Below are 14,376 nucleotides of genomic sequence, written 5' to 3' on the forward strand. Positions count from 1 at the left end.
TGGGGTAAATTGCCCGGATTGCAGGGGTATTTGTCGACAACGCGAGGGGCCCCGCAGCGGTGCTGCGGGGCCCCTCGGGCGTCAACTCGCTCAGTCGGACAGGCGCGCGCCCGTCGACGTGGAGAACACGTGGGTCTCGCCGGGCCGCGGCACGACGTGCAGCGTGCTGCCCTTCTCCGGGACCTCGCGGCCGCCGACGCGGACCACCAGGTCCTTCGCCTCGCCGCCGATCTGCGCGGTGCCGTAGACGAAGGCGTCGGAGCCCAGCTCCTCCACGACGTTCACGGTGACCGCGACGCCCTGGTCGGACTCGGCGCCGGCGACGTCGAAGTGCTCGGGGCGGACGCCCACGGTGACGGTCTTGTCGCTGGTGGCGGAGAGCGCGTCACGCTGCACCGGCACCACCGAGTTGCCGAACTTCACGCCGCCGTCGGCGACCGGGACCTCGACCAGGTTCATGGCCGGGGAGCCGATGAAGCCGGCGACGAACAGGTTCGCGGGCCTGTCGTACATGTTGCGCGGGGTGTCGACCTGCTGGAGCAGACCGTCCTTGAGCACCGCGACGCGGTCGCCCATGGTGAGGGCCTCGACCTGGTCGTGGGTGACGTAGACGGTGGTGATGCCCAGACGGCGCTGGAGCGACGCGATCTGCGTACGGGTGGACACACGGAGCTTGGCGTCCAGGTTGGACAGCGGCTCGTCCATGAGGAACACCTGCGGCTCACGCACGATGGCGCGGCCCATCGCCACACGCTGGCGCTGACCGCCGGAGAGCGCCTTCGGCTTGCGGTCCAGGTACTCGCTGAGGTCGAGGATCTTCGCGGCCTCCTCGACCTTCTTGCGGATCTCCGCCTTGTTGACGCCGGCGATCTTGAGCGCGAAGCCCATGTTGTCGGCGACCGTCATGTGCGGGTAGAGCGCGTAGTTCTGGAACACCATGGCGATGTCCCGGTCCTTCGGCGGCAGGTGCGTGACGTCGCGGTCGCCGATGCGGATGGCGCCGCCGTTGACGTCCTCGAGACCCGCGAGCATGCGGAGCGAGGTGGACTTGCCGCAACCGGACGGGCCGACCAGGACGAGGAACTCGCCGTCCGCGATCTCGATGTCCAGGGCGTCGACGGCGGGCTTGGTCGAACCGGGGTAGACCCGGGTCGCCTTGTCGAACGTGACAGTGGCCATGTGAATGGTCCCCTTCTACCGGCAGGAACGTGCCGGACGATCCGAGTAGGAAGGTGATGCCACGACGGGTGTTCCGTTGTGGTGTGTGGTCCACACGAGTGAACTGGCTCAGGACGGTACCCGGCGTTCACCTGCTTGTCAGCATGTTCCGGGCTGTGAATTTCGCGGAAACTTTCGATCCTGTTCGTATAACTCCGCTTCTTGTCCGTCGGCGTCGGCTGCGTACCGGTCGGCCAGGACCGTCACCGCCTCCGCGACCGCCCGCCGCAGGCCCGGCGGGCCCAGCACCTCCGCCTCCACCCCGAGGCGCAGCAGATCGCCGGTGGCCACCGCCTCCGACTCCACCGGCAGCTCCACCTCCACCCAGCCGTCCGCGTCCGGCGGCCCCGCCCGGTCCAGCGCCCGCGCGCCCGCCGCCCCGAACTGCATCGGCAGCAGCTTCCGTCCGCGCGGGGACAGCCGCAGCCGAGCCGTGTCCTGCCGCAGCGCCGCCTCCAGCCGCCGCGAGGTCTCCGTCCAGTACGCGGCCAGGCCGAACCCGGCGGGCCGGACGAACACCTCGCCGGTCTCCTCCACCTCCTGGAACCGCGAGACGCGGTAGGTGCGCACCGCGTCGTCCGCGAGGGCGACCAGATACCAGATGCCGCCCTTCAGCACGAGCCCCAGTGGACGCACTTCCCGCCGCACCTCGCCGCGCCAGCGCGCGTACCGGGTCCGCAGCACCCGCCGCTCCCACACCGCCCGCGCGACCACCGCCAGGTACGGCACCGGGTCGGCGTCCCGGAACCAGGCCGGCGCGTCCAGGTGGAACCGCTCGCGCACCCGCCGCGCCTGCTCCGCCAGCCCGTCCGGCAGGGCCGCCTCCACCTTGAGCTGGGCACTCGCCAGCACCGCCCCGAGCCCCAGCTCCCCGGCCGGCCCCGGCAGCCCCGCCAGGACCAGCGAACCGGCCTCCGCGTCGGTCAGCCCGGTGAGCCGCGTCCGGTAGCCCTCCACCAGACGGAAGCCGCCCTGGGGTCCGCGCTCGGTGAGCACCGGCACTCCGGACGCGCCGAGCGCCTCGACGTCCCGGTAGACGGTGCGCACCGACACCTCGAGTTCGGCGGCGAGCTGGGGCGCGGTCATCCGGCCGCGGTTCTGCAGCAGCAGGAGCAGGGTGAGGAGCCGGTCGGCGCGCATGCGGCCCATTCTCGGACCGCGACGCCGTACCTGACAGAGGGTGTCAGGTACGGCCGGAAGGCTGGGCGGCACAGCGCCAGACGCGCCGTTGCAGCCGCCCCTGGAAGGGATCAGCCATGCCCGTCACCGAGACCACCGGCCACTTCACCTTCACCGACTGGAAGGAGAACCCCGTCTCGCCGGAGGACGCCTTCCCCCGGCTCGCGCACGCCACCGTCGTCAACGCCTTCTCCGGAGGCATCGAGGCCGAGGCCACCGTCTGCGACTACACGATCGCCTACGACACCGCCGCCACCGGCACCTTCGCCGGGCTGGAGCTCGTCACCGGCCGGGTCGACGGCCGCTCGGGCGCCTTCGTGCTGGAGGAGCGCGGCCGTTTCGCCGACGACGGCACCGTGCACTGCACGTTCGAGGTGGTCGAGGGCTCCGGCACCGGCGGGCTGGCCGGGCTGCGCGGCACAGGGGGCTTCACCTACCGGCACGGCGAGACGAAGGTGCCGTACAGCTTCGCGTACGAGGCGGGGCGCGCCTGAATCAAGTGCGTGGCCCGGCGAAACCGGCACTGTGTACAGTGGACCGCGCTTCGCGCGCGCCGCGCGCGCTGCCTCCTTAGCTCAGATGGTCAGAGCAGCTGTCTTGTAAACAGCAGGTCGTCGGTTCGAATCCGACAGGGGGCTCCATCGACTTCCCCGGGCCGGACCTTCTCCGGCCCGGGTTTCCTGCTCCCGGGACCCCTCACCGCGTACCGCCGCGCAGGCGTCGGGCGATCTCCAGGTCCGCCTCGCCCAGAGGGCGTCCTTCCTCCGTCTCCCACAGGCAGTTCTGCAGCACCCGCCCGTACGTCCACGCCCGGGCCCGCGCGCGGTCCAGGCCGAGCACCTCCGTCATCGCGTCGAAGCGCCACAGGACGTCGCCGGGGTCGAAGTTGTTGGCGAGGGCGGGCCACAGGTCGAAACCGGGGTCGCCGGCGAGCGGCTTGGGGTCGATGGCCAGCCAGGGCGCGCGGTCGGCGGCCAGGACGTTCTCGTCGTGCAGGTCCCAGTGGAGCAGCCGGTCGCCGGGCTCGTCCGCGACCTCGCGCACGGCGGCCGCGCAGTCGGCGACGAGGCGGCGGGCCTCCGGATCGGGGATGCGCTCCAGCACTGCGGGCGTGCGCTCCAGCATGGACGCGGAGATGTCGCCGAGGTGGCGCATCCCCGGGGGTGCCGCGGTGGTGTGGAGGTGGGCCAGGAGGCGCGCGATGACCAGGACGCCCTCGTGGACGTCCGGCGTGCGGGCGAGCATCCGGGAGGAGTCCAGGCGCTCCAGCAGCATGGTGCCGGTCGGCTCGTCGTGGTCGAGGAGGCGGACCGCCCCGTCGCCGTTCCACAGGCGCAGGGCGACCGGCTCGCCCTCGCTCTCGTGGTCGCGGAGTTGCAGCTTGAGCACGGCCGGGGTGCCGTCGGCGCGGTCGACCGGGAGGACCAGGGCGCTGACGCCGTGCATGGGCGTCCCGGCGGGGCGCAGGTCCCAGCGGGCCATGAAGTCCGCGGCGAGGTCCGGGAGGGCGGCGATGAAGGCCCGCCCGGCCTCCTTGTTGAACTTGATCTGGGCCTCGGCGAGCTTCGCGGGGATGTCGATCACGTCTCGCACGGTAGTGGGGTACGGGGGCGGGGCGCGCCCGGTTTCCCGGGCGGCCCGTGCACGGCTGTTCAGGGCTCCAGGACGACCTTGCCGGTCGTGCCCCGGTTCTCCAGGGCCCGGTGGGCCTCGGCGGCCCGGGACAGGGGGAAGCGGTGCACGGCGGGGGTGAGCCTGCCCGCGGCCGCCTCGGCGAGGGATCGGGACTCCAGCGTGCGCATGGGGTCGTCACCGCCGGCGCGGCGCATCATCTCGGGGCCGAGGACGCTGACCGAGACACCGTCGACGAGGTACGGGCGGTCGCTGCCGATGCCCTGCGAGGTCCAGCCGAACACCACGTGCCGTCCGCCCGGCGCGAGCAGGCCGACCAGGGTGCGGGCGACGTCCCCGCCCACCCCGTCGTACACGACGGTGAGCTTGCCCCGGTACTCCTCCAGCCGCTCCGGCCAGCCGGGGGCGGTGTAGTCGACGGCGGGGCCGGCACCGGCCCGCATGGCCAGGGCGGTCTTCGCGGGGCCTCCGGCGAGGCCGATCACGGTGGCGCCCGCGTTCCGGGCGTACTGCACGAGGAGGGTGCCGATGCCGCCCGCCGCGGCCGGGACGGCGACCACGTCACCGGGGCCCGGCTCGGCGAACTGCACGATCCCCATCGTGGTACGGCCCGTGCCGATCATGGCGACGGCCTCGGCGAAGTCCAGGCGCCCCGGGATCCCGTGCAGCCGCGCGGCGTCGGCGACGGCCAGTTCCGCGTAGCCGCCGGGGGCGAAGCCGAGGTGGGTGACGACCCGCCTGCCGAGCCAGCCGGCGGGCGTGTCCGGGCCGAGCGCGTCGACCACACCGGCGATCTCACGGCCGGGGATCGTCGGCAGCTCGGCCGGGGCCGGGGCGGGTCCGCGCAGGCCCTCGCGCAGGGCGGTGTCGAGAAGGTGGACCCCGGCCGCCCGGACGGCGACCCGGACCTGGCCCGGGCCCGGCACCGGGTCCTCGCCCCGCTCGTAGGTGAGGTTCTCGGCGGGGCCGAAGGCGTGCAGTCGGACGGCATGCATGGTGCTCCCCTGGGGTGGTCGCGGGGCGCCCCGTGCGCCCCGCTGCCCACGGTGTGACCTCAAGCGCGCTTGAGGTCAAGTGCGTCCCGGCCGAGGGCGAGGGAGACGGCCGTCAGCGCGCTGGTGAAGGACACCTCCGACAGCACGCCCGGCGCGGCGACCCGGTCCCCGGCCAGGTAGACCCCGTCCCCGCGGTCCACGGCGGGCCGGTCGCGCCAGGTGGCGCCGGGCGGGTCGACGGCGCCGGTACGGCCGTCCGCCAGCGCCTCGCGCCGCCAGGTGAGCCGCTCCCGCCAGCCGGGGAAGCCCAGGTCCAGCAGTTCGTCCGCGCGGCCGGCGCCCTCGGCCTTCGACGCTCCCGGCCCGACCGGGATCTGACTCTGGACCAGTTGCTCGCCGGCCGGGGCGAGGGTGCGGTCCTGCGCGGTGAACCGCTCCAGCCAGCCGGGCGCGTCCAGGTCGGACACCACGAACGGGTCGCCGCGCCGGGTGCGCAGCGCCAGGTCGACCAGGACGGTGCGGCCGCTCGGCCAGGTCAGCGAGGGGTCGCGCAGGAGGCGGCGGGCGGACTCCAGAGAGGTGGCGACGACCACCGGGGTGTCGGCGGGGAGGGTGTCGACGCGGGACAGGGTCTCGACGCGCACGCCCAGGTTCCAGGCGTGGGCGGCCATCCGGTCGATCAGCGCGCCCCAGCCGCCCCGCGGGTAGTGCGCCTCCGGTGGCAGCTTCGTGGCCCGGCGCAGCCGCTCGTGCACGAACGCGGCGGACAGCGAGCCGGGGTCGTGGTGGAACAGCGCGACGGCCGAGTAGTGCGCGGCGGCCCGCGCGCCCTCCGGGCCGGCGATCCCGGTGGCCCAGGTGAGGAAGTCCGCGTCGACGGGCGCCCGCAGGCCGGGCCGCAGCAGCTTCAGCGTCGCGGGCGGCGGGGTGCGGCGCAGCACGCCCCGGTGGCGCAGCCGCAGCCGGGCCGCCTCCCGCAGCGGCAGCGCGGCGAGGGGTTCGAGCAGGCCGCGTTCGCGCAGCCAGGTCCAGTGCGGTCCGCCGCTGTAGAGGGCGTGCGGGCCCTCGTTGGTGCGGTAGGGGGCGTCGGCGGTGCGGGCGCGGCCGCCCAGGGTGTGGTGGGCCTCGTACAGGGTGACCTTGGCGCCTGCCTCCGCGGCGGAGACGGCCGCGGTGAGTCCGGCGAATCCGCCGCCGACGACGGTGATGCGGTGCATGACTGGGCTTCTCCCTCGGTCGGGCTCGGTCGGGCGCCGGAGACGTTGTCCGGCGGTGCACAATCAGGACGACCGGCGGCGCCAGGATGTGACACGCGGGGCGTTTCCGCAGGCCGGGCGGGTTGTCGGTGGCGGGGTGCAGCATGGGCGCATGGTGCGTGGAGCGGCGGGGAGACCGGGTGTGCGGGCGGCGCGGCGGCCGGAGCTGCGGCTCCCCCCGCTGGAGGCGTTCGAGGGGGGCGGTCTGGAGCCGGACGGGGACTACGACGGCCTGGAGTTCGGCGGCACGGACCTCGCCGGGCAGGACGGGGCGGGCGCGCGCTTCATGGACTGCGCGCTGCGGGGGTGCGCGCTGGACGAGACGCGGCTGCCCAGGGCGCGGCTGCTCGACTCGGTGCTCGACGGGGTGCGGGGCGTGGGCACGGACCTGGCGGGGGTGACCCTGCGCGACGTCGAGCTGACCGACGCGCGCCTCGGCGGGACCCAGCTGCACGGGGCGGCGCTCGAGCGGGTGCGGGTCCGGGGCGGGAAGATCGACTTCCTGAACCTGCGCGCGGCGGCGCTGAAGGACGTCGTCTTCGAGGGCTGCGTGCTGGTGGAGCCGGACTTCGGCGGGGCGCGCCTGGAGCGCGTGGAGTTCGTCGACTGCACGCTGAAGGGCGTGGACCTGTCGGGCGCGGTGCTGAAGGACGTGGACCTGCGCCGGGCGGCCTCGCTGGAGATCGCCCGAGGGGTGGACCGCCTGTCCGGCGCGGTGATCAGCCCGTCCCAGCTGCTGGATCTGGCGCCGGTGCTCGCGGGGGAGCTGGGGATCACGGTGGAGGGGTGAGCAGGGGCGGCGCCCCGGCTTCGGAGCGGGGCACGCTCGCGGCACCGGGCGTCCGGAGACGGGCGGCGTCGGGCCGGCCGTGACCGCCGGGCTGCTCGCGCGGCACGTACCGCGACGACGGCGGGGGCGCAGGCGGTCGGTCGCGACGACTGCCCGGCCGCCGTGCGTCGTCGCCCAGTCGCGCAGTCGCGCGGCGGGGCTCGGGCGCCGGCCGGGCGCGTGGACGGAGCCCGGCCGTCCCGGAGCCCGCCCCGGCAGGGTCAGCTCACGCGGGGGAAGCGGGCCTGGAGGGTCCAGATCGCCGGGTTCTCGCCGAGGTCGTCGTGCAGGTCGATCAGGTCGGCCAGCAGGTCGTGCAGGAAGTCGCGGGCCTCGCGGCGCAGTTCGGAGTGGGAGAACGTCAGCGGAGGCTCGGACGCGGGGAGCCACTCCGCCTCGATGTCCACCCAGCCGAAGCGCCGTTCGAACAGCAGCCGGTCGGTGGACTCGGTGAAGTCCAGCTCGGCGTGCTGAGGCCGTGACGCGCGCGAGCCCGCCGGGTCGCGGTCGACGCGCTCCACGATGTCGCACAGCGCCCACGCGAAGTCGAGCACCGGCACCCATCCCCAGGCTGTGGACAGCTCCCGGTCCGACTCGGTGTCGGCGAGGTAGACGTCACCGCAGAACAGGTCGTGCCGCAGCGCGTGGACGTCCGCGCGGCGGTAGTCGGTCTGCGGGGGGTCGGGGAAGCGGTTGGAGAGGGCGTAACCGATGTCGAGCACGTGGGTGATGGTGTCACGCCCCGGAGCCCCCGCCGCCATAGGATCCCGGCGTGCGCACCCCCCGCCCCCTGAGCCGCGGAACCGCCGCCGCCCTGCTCGCGGTGGCGCTCGCCGCGTGCGGACCCGGCCCCGGCGCCGAGGGCGCCGGTGACGACGGCGCCGGCGACCCCTACTTCCCCAAGGCGGGCAACGGCGGCTACGACGTCACCCACTACGACCTCGCCCTCGCCTACGACCCCGACGACCGGCGGCTCACCGGCACCGCGACGATCGACGCCCGCGCCACCGAGGACCTCACCGCTCTGAACCTCGACCTCCAGGGCCTCGACGTGGACGCCGTCACCGTCGACGGCACCGGCGCCCGCTTCGGCCGCGAGGGGCAGGAACTGACCGTGCGGCCGCGCCGCGCCCTCGACAGGGACGCGCACTTCCGGGTCGTCGTGCGCTACTCGGGCCGGCCGGAGACGGTCACCGACCCCGACGGTTCCGAGGAGGGCTGGCTGCGCACCGCCGACGGGGCGCTCGCGCTGGGCCAGCCGGTCGGCTCCATGGTCTGGTTCCCCGGCAACCACCACCCCTCCGACAAGGCCGCCTACACCGTCTCCGTCACCGTGCCCGAGGGCCTGCGGGCGGTCTCCAACGGCGAACCGGCCGGTGAGGAGACCAAGGACGGCCGCACGACGTACCGCTGGCACACCCCCGAGCCCATGGCGAGCTACCTCGCGACGGTCGCGATCGGCCGCTACGACGTCCACCGCGGGGAGACCGCCGGCGGGCTGCCGCTGTTCACCGCCGTCGACCCGGAGCAGGCCGCCGCGAGCCGCGCCGCGGTGAAGCTGCTCCCGGAGGTCGTCGAGTGGGCGGAACGGCGGTTCGGGCCGTACCCCTTCTCCTCCGCGGGCGCGGTCGTCGAACGCCCCGGCGACGCCGGGTACGCCCTGGAGACGCAGAACCGCCCCGTCTTCCCCGGCGCCCCCGACACGGCGCTGCTGGTCCACGAGATCGCCCACCAGTGGTACGGCGACTCCGTCACCCCGCGGACCTGGCGGGACATGTGGCTCAACGAGGGCTTCGCCACGTACGCGCAGTGGCTGTGGGAGGAGGACCACGGCGAGGGCAGCGCGCAGAGCACCTTCGACCGCCTGTACGCCGGCTCGTACTTCCCGGACGCGGGCACCAACGCGGCGCTGTGGTCCTTCCCGCCCGCCGACCCGCCGGACGCGGCGCACATCTCCGCCACGCCGGTGTACTGGCGCGGCGCGATGGTCCTCCACATGGTCCGCAGGACGGCCGGTGACGAGGCCTTCGGCCGCCTGCTGCGCGGCTGGGCGGCGCGGCACCGGCACGCCAACGCCGGCACGGACGACTTCACCGCGTACGTGGAGAAGGCGGTGCCGGACAAGGACTTCTCCCGGGTCTGGGAGAAGTGGCTGTACGGGGAGGGGCGGCCGGCGACCGCTTCCTAGGCGGGGTCCGGGCCGGTCAGGGGCTTGCGCAGGACCCGGCAGGGGCGGCCGAGGGCACGGTCGGCGCGGCGGTCGATCTCCGTCCAGCCGAGGGCCGTCCAGAAGGCGAGGCCCTGGGCGTTGTCCTCCAGCACGGCGAGCCGCACGGCGGTGTGGCCGGCCGAGCGCAGGCGGCCCTCGACGAGTGCGGCGAGACGGCGGCCGTGACCCCGGCCGTGGAGGCTCGCGTCCACCATCAGCAGGCCGATCCAGGCGTCCGGGTCGGCGGGGTCGGGATGCTCGGAGAGCGTGACGGCGATGCCCGCGAGGAGACCCGCCTCGCGGGCCAGCAGCACCTCCGTGTGCGGGTCGGACAGCTCACGGGCCAGTTCGGCCGCGACCTGCTCCGGGCGGATGCCGTACGGGTCCGGGAAGTCGCCGCTGAGGGCGTGGAAGGCGTGGTTGGAGGCGTACAGGGCGGTGACCTCGGTCAGCACGGGACCGGGGAGGTCGCCGTCCGGGGAGAGGCGCAGCGGTTCGAGGAACACGGGGGCAACGTAGCGCGCGGCCGCCGGGCGGGCGCGGCGGAGCCCCCGCCCGGCGAACGCGGGCGGGGGCTCCGTCAGGTCGGTCGCGGTGCGTCCGTCAGACGTTCACGCCGAAGTCCTGCGCGATGCCCACGAGGCCCGAGGCGTAGCCCTGGCCGACCGCGCGGAACTTCCACTCCGCGCCGTTGCGGTACAGCTCGCCGAAGACCATCGCGGTCTCGGTCGCGGCGTCCTCCGACAGGTCGTAACGGGCGATCTCGGCGCCGCCGGCCTGGTTGACGATGCGGATGTACGCGTTGCGCACCTGGCCGAAGTTCTGGCTGCGGTTCTCGGCGTCGTAGATCGAGACCGGGAAGACGATCTTGTCGATGTCGGCCGGGAGGGCCGCCAGGTTGACGTTGATCGCCTCGTCGTCGCCCTCGCCCTCACCGGTGCGGTTGTCACCGGTGTGGACGATGGTGTTGTCCGGGGTCTGCTTGTTGTTGAAGAACACGAAGTGGGCGTCCGAGTAGACCTTGCCCTGCGTGTTGACCGCGATCGCCGACGCGTCGAGGTCGAAGTCCGTTCCCGTGGTGGTGCGGACGTCCCAGCCGAGGCCCACGGTGACGGCGGTCAGGCCCGGAGCCTCCTTGGTGAGCGAGACGTTGCCACCCTTGGACAGGCTTACAGCCATTGTTGGGAGTCCCTTCCCTTGTTTGCGTACGGCTATGAAGCTACAGCTACCACCTTGAACGCCGAGAGGGGTGCGCGAGGTTCCAGGTCTCTTTACTTTCTTTACCCGGGTACGGATATTCGGGTGACGTGACCGGTGCGGGCGCGGGAACCTGTATGCCATGTCCGGTCCCCTTGTCGTGCGCGGCTCCGTCTCCCTGCCCGAGGCCGAGCTCATGTGGCGTTTCTCCCGCTCGTCCGGGCCGGGCGGGCAGCACGTCAACACCAGCGACACCCAGGTGGAGCTGCGCTTCGACCTGGCGCGGACCGAGGCGCTGCCCGAGGTGTGGAAGCGGCGGGCGCTGGAGCGGCTCGCGGGACGGCTGACCGACGGCGTCGTCACGGTGCGGGCGTCCGAGCACCGGTCGCAGTGGCGCAACCGGGAGGCGGCGGCGGTGCGGCTGGCCGCGCTGCTCGCGGAGGCCACGGCGCCTCCGCCCAAGCCGCGGAGGCCCACTCGGGTGCCGCGGGGGATCAACGAGCGGCGGCTCCGGGAGAAGAAGCGGCGGTCAGAGACCAAGCGGGGGCGCTCCGCGCGGGACTGGTGAGACGCGGGTGGGCCACGCCCTTGTTCTTCACCCGCGGGTGGGTGGGGGTCGTTCGGGCAGTTCCCCGCGCCCCTGAAGGGTGTTCCTACAGACGCAGGACTCCTACGTGCTCCCCGTTGACCTTCTCGTCCGTCTTCTCGAAGCCCAGGGTGAGGTAGAAGTCCTCCGGGCCGTGCTCGCCGGGGTGCCAGGTGACGTGGAGTGTCCTCGTGCCGCGGCGGCGTAGTTCTTCCGCCACCGCGTTCACCGCGAAGCGGCCGTAGCCCCTGCCCTGTTCGTCCGCAGCGATGTTGAGGCGCCACAGGCCCGAGCGGACGTCGGTGCCGTCGTCGCGCCAGTCGAAGTCGAGGAACGCCATCACGAAGCCGACCACGCGGCCCTGGTCCACGATCACGCGCGGCCACGACTTGTCGGGGCGGACGTACGCCTCCGCGAGGGAATGGGCCACCGGGTCGACGGCGAATTCCTGTTCCGCGCGGACCCGCAGGGCGAGGGCGGCCTCGAGATTCGCGGGTGTGATCTTTTCGAGGCGCGGGGCCGCGGCGGTCGTCATGCCGGGAGGGTAGGCGGGTGAGACGCCCGCGGTAAAAGGGATTTGGGGGGCGCTCAGCCCAACTGGCGGTAACGGCCCCGGAAATAGGTGAGCGGGCCGCCCTCCGCGCTCGGCACGGCGGCCGTCATCACGCGGCCGATCACCAGGGTGTGGTCGCCCGCCTCCACCCGCTGTTCGGTGCGGCATTCCAGGGTCGCCAGCGCGCCGCCGACCAGCGGGGCTCCCGTGTACTCGCCGCGCAGGTAGGGAATGTCCGCGAACAGCAAACGGTCGCTGACCCGGCCCTTCATCGAGAAGCGGCCCGCGATGTGGCGCTGGCTCTCGGACAGCACGGACACCGCCCACAGCGGCTGCTCCTCCAGCAGCTCGTCCATGCGGGAGCCGGTACGGAGGCTGACCAGCACCAACGGCGGGTCCAGGGAGACGGACAGGAACGCCGTCGCGGTCATGCCGACGTCCTCGCCGGCCGGCGCCCCCGGGTCGTCCGGGTCCAGCGGCGGCTCCACGGCGGTCACCAGGACCACACCGGCGGCCAGACGGGACATGGCGGCACGGAACTCGTCGTTGCTCACCCCCTCAGCATGCCGGGCGGCGGGCGGAACGGTGATCGAGGCCGGGGCGGCGGGAGTGTTCAGCACACCGGAAACGCTAATCTCCGCTGCACGGGCACCGCATCGGACCGTGGCCCGAACCGGGACCTAGGACCAGCGGCCTATCCGGGCACAATTCATGCACAATCACCACACGATCCGCATCACGGATATGGGCCGGAATATCGCGCGTAGACCACGCAATTGTTCACGTTTAGCTGTGACTTGAGTCACAAGGGGCAAGAATTGTTGACCCTGTGTACCGGGTGAGCAGCGCGCTGTGATTCAGTGGCGGGGAAGCTGCTGCGACGATACGCCGATGATGACCCTTGATGCGCTGCGAGGTCTCGGGGGGAGGGCGAGGATGGAGACCGAGTCGGAACCCTACGTCCGTCTTGCATCGCTGCGACAACTCCACCGGGCCATGGCCGACATGAACACGGCGCGCAGTCTGGCGGACACCTTGCAGACGGTCGCCGACGGCGTCGTGGGCGCCCTCGGGTACGAGCTGGCCTGCGTCAATCTCGTACGCCCCGACGGCGACCTCGTGGTCGCCGCCCTCTCCGGGAACGCGGCGGCGGAGGCCCTCATCACCGGCCGGGTCGGCTCCCGAGAGTCCTGGGACCGCCGGCTCACCATGGGCGAGCGCTGGGGCGACCTGGTGTTCATACCGCACACCGAGGGCTGGGTCCTCGACGACGACGACGTCCCGCAGTGGTACACCGACGGGCCCGCTCCCCGCTTCGAGGACGAGTGGCACCCCGCCGACCGCCTCTTCGCCCCCATGTACGCGCCCGGACCGCAGGGCGGCGGCACCTCCGGCGAACTGATCGGCGTGCTCTCCGTCGACCGCCCGCGCAACGGCCGCCGGCCCGGCGCCTGGGGCCGCGAGGCCCTCCAGATGTACGCCTTCCAGGCCGCCATCGCGATCAGCAACGCCCGGCTGCGCTCCAACATGCAGCGCGCCCTGGTCCGCCTGGAGCGCGAGCAGCAGGCGCTGCGGGCCAGCGAGGAGAGTTTCCGGCAGGCCTTCGAGTACGCGCCCTCCGGCATGGCCATCGCCGAGATGGGCGGCGACCAGCACGGCCGCATCCTGCGCACCAACGACGCCCTGTGCCGGCTGCTCGGCCGGCCGGCCTCCGCGATGCGCCGCTACTCCTTCTCCGACCTCGTCCACCCCGAGGACATAGGCACCCTGCTGCGCACCTCCGCCGAGGGCGGCCGGGCGGAGCTGCGGCTCGCCCGGCGCGACGGCACCTACGTGTGGGTCTCCCTGCGCAACTCGGTCGTCGCCGACGCCGCCGACGGGCCGCGCTTCCTGCTCACCCACGTCGAGGACATCGAGGAGCGCAAGCGCCGTGAGCTCCAGCTCGCCCACCGCGCCTCCCACGACTCGCTCACCGGCCTGCCGAACTCCGCCGAACTGCGCTCCCGGCTCTCCGCCCGGCTGTGCAGCCAGCAGCCGCTCACCCTGCCGGCGGCCGTGGACTCCATGGAGCCCTACGAGTCCTTCGACTCCCACGACGCCGCGTTCGGCCCGCCCGCCTTCGACCGCGGCCACGACTTCGACTTCCCGCCCGGCCGTGACGCGTACGACGGCTACGACCACCACGTGCACACCGTCGCGCCCGCCGCGGACGCCGACGACGGCACCAAGGGGCTCGCGGTGCTCTTCTGCGACCTCGACGGCTTCAAGTCGATCAACGACCGGTTCGGGCACAACGCGGGTGACGCGGTTCTCATCGAGGTCGCCCGGCGGCTCAGCGGGGGCGTGCGGGACGGTGACACCGTGGCCCGGCTCGGGGGTGACGAATTCGTCATCCTCGCCGACGGGCTCGGCCGGGCCGACGCGCAGGACCTCGCCGTGCGGCTGCGCAACGAGATCATCCAGCCCATCCGGGCCGAGGGACGGGCCGTGCGGGTCGGCGCCAGCTTCGGTATCGGGTGGGCCCATTGCGGAATGACGGCCGACGAAGTGTTGAAATCGGCTGACGAACGGATGTACGTCGAGAAACGATCTCGTCCCAAACAGCACCGGCGCGCCGGATGACGTGCAGGTCGGTGGGTTGATGCGGTCCGGGTCACCCTTTCGGGTCAGAGGAACCGGGTAGGCTCGGCTTCTCCGCACACGTACGCACCCGATCCGCAGC

15 protein-coding genes and 1 tRNA gene are annotated in these 14,376 nt (G+C 73.2%); 6 read left to right on the forward strand and 10 right to left on the reverse strand.

From position 1 onward, the window contains the following. Positions 1-90: 90 nt before the first annotated feature. Both ACF1AG_RS23830 and ACF1AG_RS23835 read right to left on the reverse strand, forming a co-directional pair. Complete coding sequence (locus ACF1AG_RS23830; RefSeq protein ID WP_359601437.1) at positions 91-1,179, reverse strand: sn-glycerol-3-phosphate ABC transporter ATP-binding protein UgpC; 1,089 nt, start codon at positions 1,177-1,179, stop codon at positions 91-93. A 138-nt stretch (positions 1,180-1,317) separates the two neighbouring features. Then, on the reverse strand, positions 1,318-2,358 hold the full coding sequence (locus ACF1AG_RS23835) for a helix-turn-helix transcriptional regulator (RefSeq protein ID WP_387797785.1): 1,041 nt from the start codon (positions 2,356-2,358) through the stop codon (positions 1,318-1,320). Positions 2,359-2,474: 116 nt separating this feature from the next. On the opposite strand from ACF1AG_RS23835, the gene ACF1AG_RS23840 reads away from it, so the two are divergent. Then, positions 2,475-2,891, forward strand: a complete 417-nt coding sequence (locus ACF1AG_RS23840) for a DUF3224 domain-containing protein (RefSeq protein WP_359601435.1) — start codon at positions 2,475-2,477, stop codon at positions 2,889-2,891. 70 nt (positions 2,892-2,961) lie between these two features. Then, a tRNA-Thr gene (locus tag ACF1AG_RS23845) sits at positions 2,962-3,038 on the forward strand. A 55-nt stretch (positions 3,039-3,093) separates the two neighbouring features. Here the strand turns inward: ACF1AG_RS23845 and ACF1AG_RS23850 are convergent. From ACF1AG_RS23850 to ACF1AG_RS23860, 3 genes are read right to left on the reverse strand one after another with little or no spacing between them, the layout of a single operon-like run. After that, entirely contained in the window at positions 3,094-3,990 is an 897-nt protein-coding gene (locus tag ACF1AG_RS23850) for an aminoglycoside phosphotransferase family protein (RefSeq protein WP_387797783.1), read from the reverse strand. Positions 3,991-4,049: 59 nt separating this feature from the next. After that, on the reverse strand, positions 4,050-5,024 hold the full coding sequence (locus ACF1AG_RS23855) for a zinc-binding dehydrogenase (protein WP_391810371.1): 975 nt from the start codon (positions 5,022-5,024) through the stop codon (positions 4,050-4,052). Positions 5,025-5,083: 59 nt separating this feature from the next. Continuing rightward, positions 5,084-6,241 carry an NAD(P)-binding protein gene (locus ACF1AG_RS23860; RefSeq protein WP_391810372.1) on the reverse strand — a complete coding sequence of 386 codons (1,158 nt, stop codon included), beginning with the start codon at positions 6,239-6,241 and terminating at the stop codon, positions 5,084-5,086. A 151-nt stretch (positions 6,242-6,392) separates the two neighbouring features. Between ACF1AG_RS23860 and ACF1AG_RS23865 the strand changes: the two genes are divergently transcribed. After that, positions 6,393-7,070, forward strand: coding sequence for a pentapeptide repeat-containing protein (locus ACF1AG_RS23865; protein ID WP_387797779.1), 678 nt, complete (start codon positions 6,393-6,395; stop codon positions 7,068-7,070). A 260-nt stretch (positions 7,071-7,330) separates the two neighbouring features. On the opposite strand, the gene ACF1AG_RS23870 is transcribed toward ACF1AG_RS23865, so the two are convergent. Next, positions 7,331-7,831 carry a hypothetical protein gene (locus ACF1AG_RS23870; RefSeq protein WP_359601430.1) on the reverse strand — a complete coding sequence of 167 codons (501 nt, stop codon included), beginning with the start codon at positions 7,829-7,831 and terminating at the stop codon, positions 7,331-7,333. Positions 7,832-7,881: 50 nt separating this feature from the next. On the opposite strand from ACF1AG_RS23870, the gene ACF1AG_RS23875 reads away from it, so the two are divergent. Then, a complete protein-coding gene (locus ACF1AG_RS23875; protein WP_387797777.1) occupies positions 7,882-9,297 on the forward strand; it encodes a M1 family metallopeptidase in 1,416 nt (471 codons plus the stop codon). On the opposite strand, the gene ACF1AG_RS23880 is transcribed toward ACF1AG_RS23875, so the two are convergent. Together ACF1AG_RS23880 and ACF1AG_RS23885 are read right to left on the reverse strand one after the other, a co-directional pair. Beyond that, a complete protein-coding gene (locus ACF1AG_RS23880) occupies positions 9,294-9,824 on the reverse strand; it encodes a GNAT family N-acetyltransferase (RefSeq protein WP_387797775.1) in 531 nt (176 codons plus the stop codon). The two genes, ACF1AG_RS23875 and ACF1AG_RS23880, sit on opposite strands and share 4 nt — an antisense overlap. Before the next feature lie 97 nt (positions 9,825-9,921). After that, positions 9,922-10,497 carry a TerD family protein gene (locus ACF1AG_RS23885; protein WP_048459028.1) on the reverse strand — a complete coding sequence of 192 codons (576 nt, stop codon included), beginning with the start codon at positions 10,495-10,497 and terminating at the stop codon, positions 9,922-9,924. A 151-nt stretch (positions 10,498-10,648) separates the two neighbouring features. Between ACF1AG_RS23885 and arfB the strand changes: the two genes are divergently transcribed. After that, positions 10,649-11,083 carry an alternative ribosome rescue aminoacyl-tRNA hydrolase ArfB gene (gene arfB, locus ACF1AG_RS23890; RefSeq protein WP_359601442.1) on the forward strand — a complete coding sequence of 145 codons (435 nt, stop codon included), beginning with the start codon at positions 10,649-10,651 and terminating at the stop codon, positions 11,081-11,083. Between the two features lie 85 nt (positions 11,084-11,168). On the opposite strand, the gene ACF1AG_RS23895 is transcribed toward arfB, so the two are convergent. Together ACF1AG_RS23895 and ACF1AG_RS23900 are read right to left on the reverse strand one after the other, a co-directional pair. Next, positions 11,169-11,636 (reverse strand): GNAT family N-acetyltransferase, encoded by a 468-nt coding sequence (locus ACF1AG_RS23895; RefSeq protein WP_359601427.1) that lies wholly within the window; start codon positions 11,634-11,636, stop codon positions 11,169-11,171. Positions 11,637-11,689: 53 nt separating this feature from the next. Beyond that, positions 11,690-12,274 carry a flavin reductase family protein gene (locus ACF1AG_RS23900; RefSeq protein ID WP_359601426.1) on the reverse strand — a complete coding sequence of 195 codons (585 nt, stop codon included), beginning with the start codon at positions 12,272-12,274 and terminating at the stop codon, positions 11,690-11,692. A gap of 316 nt (positions 12,275-12,590) precedes the next feature. On the opposite strand from ACF1AG_RS23900, the gene cdgB reads away from it, so the two are divergent. Continuing rightward, on the forward strand, positions 12,591-14,276 hold the full coding sequence (gene cdgB, locus ACF1AG_RS23905; protein ID WP_359601425.1) for a diguanylate cyclase CdgB: 1,686 nt from the start codon (positions 12,591-12,593) through the stop codon (positions 14,274-14,276). The last annotated feature ends 100 nt before the right edge of the window (positions 14,277-14,376 follow it).

The organism is Streptomyces sp. NPDC014764 (assembly GCF_043082785.1).
In the GTDB taxonomy this organism is placed as follows: domain Bacteria; phylum Actinomycetota; class Actinomycetes; order Streptomycetales; family Streptomycetaceae; genus Streptomyces; species Streptomyces althioticus.